The sequence below is a fragment of the Mesorhizobium sp. M0491 genome (assembly GCF_040321265.1).
Classification (GTDB): Bacteria; Pseudomonadota; Alphaproteobacteria; order Rhizobiales; family Rhizobiaceae; genus Mesorhizobium.
In genome coordinates, this window is record NZ_JAMYRE010000059.1 from 1 (window position 1) to 1514 (window position 1514).

The 1514-nt window shown below is 59.4% G+C and carries 2 pseudogenes; both read left to right on the forward strand.

Annotated features, from left to right (window positions below):
- Positions 1 to 675 precede the first annotated feature (675 nt).
- Positions 676 to 938, forward strand: a pseudogene (locus NKI69_RS33450) (type II toxin-antitoxin system ParD family antitoxin); the annotation flags it as partial.
- A 5-nt stretch (positions 939 to 943) separates the two neighbouring features.
- Positions 944 to 1251 (forward strand): annotated as a pseudogene (locus tag NKI69_RS33455) (type II toxin-antitoxin system RelE/ParE family toxin).
- Positions 1252 to 1514 lie beyond the last annotated feature (263 nt).

Genomic DNA, 1514 nt, shown 5'->3' on the forward strand with positions numbered 1-1514 from the left:
ACCCAATCCCGTCCCCCGCAAACCAATCTGCACCAAACAACAGTCCCCCAGGCACCAGCCAGCGGGCCGTTCGCATTCGGGGGACAATGGTGCCTGCAAGCGCGGCACTCCTCGGCGCACAAAGAGGCCTCAGCCGACAAGCTACGACAACAAAACAAGCCTCTCGACAAAACCTAATTCAAAACAGCCCGCAGCCGCGGGCCGTTTGCGTTTAGGGGGACTGGCAGTGAAGTGCCCAGCCGCCGCCATGACCGGATCAACCGAATCGGAGGCAAAAAAGAGGAAGCATCCGATCCTCTTGTCAGGCATCGGTCAGTGATGTCGGTGATGACTTGCAATCAAATACGAAATGAATTGGGTCGGGGTGGCGTTCTATTCAGCCGGCTTTTGTGGCCACCCTCGGCCATGACAATGACTGAGGACCGCGAATCGACCTGCATGTGGATTCTCGATCGCGCCGGCCGTTGGGTGTGTCACGCCGCAATAGCCGCAAGTGCCGTTGGCCGAACGGCCCGGGGCGTTGAAGCGACGCCTCGATCAAGTCGAATCAAGTGAAGGGTGATTCTCTGGGGATGAGTGGCGCAAGGCGTGGCATGGTCGAATCAGCCAATTTTGCTAATAGCTGACATCTATCCAGGTTCGGGATCACTCCCATGTTCCCGCAGGGCGGTGCCAATGCCAAATTGCGCTTTGAATGACCATTACGAGAGCTCCATCAGGAAGCAGCTCGAATCAGGCCGCTACAGTAATGCCAGCGAGGTTGTCCGCGCGGGCCTGCGCATGCTTGAGGATTTCGAGGCGGAGCGGGAGAAATGGCTGCGCGACGAGATACCGGGGCGCCTGCTGAACTCCGGCAGGATTCATCGAAGGGCATCCCTGCCGAAACGGTTTTCTCCCGGCTGGAGGCGCGTCATCGCGCCAAGCAGGCGAAAGCCAAGTCGGGGTGGAGTATCGGATTGTCTTCCACCCCAAGGCAGAAGCCGAGCTGGAGCAACTCTACGATGACATAGCCGGACGTGCGTCGCCGGCGATCGCCTGGAATTTCATTGCGGGTATCCGCGACCATTGTCTCGACCTGTCGACGTTTCCACGGCGGGCACCGAGCGGGTCGAGATCATGCCTGGGTTGCGGATTGTTGGCTACCGCGGCGTCAGCATTGCCTTTGCCGTCGGGGGCAGGCGGGTCCTGATCCTGGGCATCTTTTACGCCGACCGGAACATCACACCGGAATTGCTCGAGGACCGGCTCTAAACGGCGCTTCGGTGGAGAATTGCTGTGCAGTCCTCCAGGCGCGGCGGGTGCGATGGCACACATCAGCGCCTCGAGCTCGGGACGCATCACAGGAATGGTAGGCGCTAGAACGCCGCCCACAATTCAGCCAAGCCAACTCATGAATTTCGGCCCGGTGGATATCTCTGCGAGAAATCGAAAAAACATTGTCGATGTGTGTTGACAGTTGTCGAGTGTGGCGACTATATACGCCTCACGAACGAGGGCGGCTCGCCGCTGGCGAC